Annotated in this window: 2 protein-coding genes; both read right to left on the minus strand. The window is 60.8% G+C overall.

Features of this window, described 5'->3' with window-relative positions:
- The coding region (locus AAHM38_RS25320) for a type VI secretion system Vgr family protein (protein WP_342234413.1) at window positions 1–2,043 on the minus strand (2,043 nt) is incomplete at its 3' end.
- Between the two features lie 61 nt (window positions 2,044–2,104).
- The gene (locus AAHM38_RS25325) at window positions 2,105–2,398 is read right to left on the minus strand and encodes a hypothetical protein (protein WP_165835810.1); all 294 of its coding nucleotides are present in this window, start codon (window positions 2,396–2,398) and stop codon (window positions 2,105–2,107) included.
- Between the last annotated feature and the right edge of the window lie 237 nt (window positions 2,399–2,635).

Raw genomic sequence — 2,635 nt, forward strand, 5'->3', positions numbered from 1 at the left:
CAGCGCGATGTGTTCTCCGCTGGCGACATGCGTGCTACCCGGCGCCGAGGTTGCGATGCCCGCTTGGCTGGCAATGGCGATGTGTGGCTCGCGGAATTCGGCCAGCTTGCCGCCGCCCTGGATTGCCTCTGCCTGCAGGCGCAGCGCTTTGGCGACCTCTTTCTGCTGGCCGGCTTGGGCCTGTGCGTTGACGGCGCTTTGTGCGAGCGAGTCAGCCAGCGTGAGCGCCTCCTGCATGAGTGCGATCACGTCTTCAATGCTCATCGCTCCGCCATCGGCCTTATCGCGCCGGTGGGTGGTGAGCAGCAAGCCCAAGGCGGCCCGAAGCGAGGCATGGCCATCGGTTCGTGCCTCCAGCCCCTCGCCACGCTTATCCTGACGGCCGGCATGATTGGGTATCCCGGTGAGGTACCCCATGCTGATCTGCGAGGTCAGGTGGTCTGACGAAAGTTGCGCCTGAATCTGCCCCTTTGTGTCGTCAAAGACTAGGTGGTTGCTGCGTGAGCCCTCGTGCTCGCGCGTGCGGATGCCGGTCAGGACATGCTGGTCCGGCAGGCGCCAGGGGGGCATGTTCAAGCTGTTGGCGACGGCGCCGGTAATGATGGGCTTGTCCGGGTTGCCGCCGTCCAGAAAGCTGACCAGCACCTCCGTCCCGATTCGCGGAATGCTGATCTGCCCATACTGCGAACCGGCCCACGAGGTGGACACCCGCATCCAGCAGGCCATTTTCTTGAAGCGATCCCACGGAAACTCGACCCGGACCCGCCCGTACTGATCCGCATGGGTGACGTGGCCATCCGGACCGACAACGGTCGCGCTTTGCGGGCCTGTGATGACCGGCCACGGTGTGTCGCGCGCTGGCCGGAAAATCTCATGCGTTGGGTGGCACTCGAACTCGACGCGGCAATGCCAGCGCTGGCCCTCACCTGAAGCTGCAGCCACATCTTCGAGCGTCAGGTTGGCCCCGATCACCACGTATTCGCGGTTGGCTGCCTTCTGCGGGTGTCCTTGCAGTACGAAAGTATGGCCGGGGATGACTGCTCGCAGATTGCCCGTGCCAAAGCAGCGCAGGCCGCGCGAGCGAACCGCTTCCATGCGGATGCGCGCAATCATGTCGCCCTCGTTCCAGGGGCGGTTGTCGGTGGCCGGCTGCGCGTGCTCACTCGGGAAGTCGTAGACCTCCTGATGTACGTTTCCACTGTTCATACCCGTGTCGCGCGGGTCGGAACTGCTGGCGGTGAGATCGCCACGCGGCTGCGTAAAGCTATAGGCACTCGTCGTGTACTTGCCCGCAACCACTGCGTCGACGACGGCAAAGGTGTCCAAGTGTTCCTGATCCGGCTTGAAGTCCGGCGGATATACCTCCAGCGTGTGATATGCCTCGCTGGCAGGGCGCCGGTAGGCACCTGGCATGTCGGCGAGGATCAGCCTGTGCTTGCCTTCCACATGTTCGAAGAACCATGAAATGCCCCAATGTTCCATGAGGCGGGCGATGAAGGCGTAATCGCTCTCGTCGGCCTGGGTTCGGTAGATGCGCCTGGGATACTTCGCCGTGTCGAGGCGACGCTCCACCGGGAAGTTGTACGCCGACAGGACTTCTTCAATGACCTCAATATCGGTCTTGTTCTCAAAGATCCGGCTGTTCCGGTTTTGCGAAGCAATCCAGAGCCAGGGGCGCAGGGTCAGGCCGTAAACAAAATGACGGCCCTCGGCACGCAAGTAGCGAGCGCGGTCTACGATGCCGCTGATCTCGCGCGAGCCGGCACCGACGCCGCCATCTAACCCCGTTCCCATGCCGTCCAGCTCGACGCGCACGGTCAGCTCACGGCCATTCATGGCGCGCAGATCGAAATTGCCTTCTGGGCCGCCGAAGTTGTAATCCTTGTCAGGAGTCTTCAGCTCGACTTCGTATTCGTACAAACTGCACAGGTTTTCTGTGCCTTGCAGGCGAACGAACGTGAAAAGCGGTTTGCCCATGACGTCCGGCAGCGCAGGGCCGCTGACAGAAGCGGTGCGTGCGGAAACAGGCAAATGACTGCCCATGCGAACTTCTCCCTTGGCAATTGAGGTGCGTGGCGGAGGGGGGGCGCTTTGCCGTCACGACTCATCTGATCGAAGGCAGGGAGGTTTTCAGATTCGCAGAAAAAAGCTCATAGGAAACATCTGAATTTAATTCAAGGGAATTAAATTCAGATTTATTGAAATGCAGAAAATGGGGGGCTATGCCGCAGGCGGCGTCACCACGCTCGCGCTGCGAGATGCGCAACGCCAGGCCGATCAGGCGACGTTGGAGCAGGTGCAGAGCCGCGCGGACAGGCTGCTCAACTGTGCCGCGCTCATGCAGGCGTTTGGTGGCGGTTGGCAATAAACCCACGACAAAGGGAAACCAAATCGACAACCCAAGCCTTCAGTCGGTGTGGCCGTACCCTGCCCTAGATGGCGCCTTGAATTTTCGTAAGCGGGCGGAAAAAAGACGGGAAACTGTTTGAGCGCAGCGAGTTTTTCCCGTCTCCGCCCGGTTATGAAAATTCAAGGGGATGTCGCCATCTCGGGCGCGCCTTTCTTTGCTTACTTTCTTTGGCAAGATGTACGGACCGGAGACATAGGTGACAGGTGTGCGAGGACATGGTTGACA

Origin of the sequence: Ralstonia sp. OTU4908, from assembly GCF_038440115.1 — a bacterium.
GTDB classification, from domain to species: domain Bacteria; phylum Pseudomonadota; class Gammaproteobacteria; order Burkholderiales; family Burkholderiaceae; genus Ralstonia; species Ralstonia pickettii.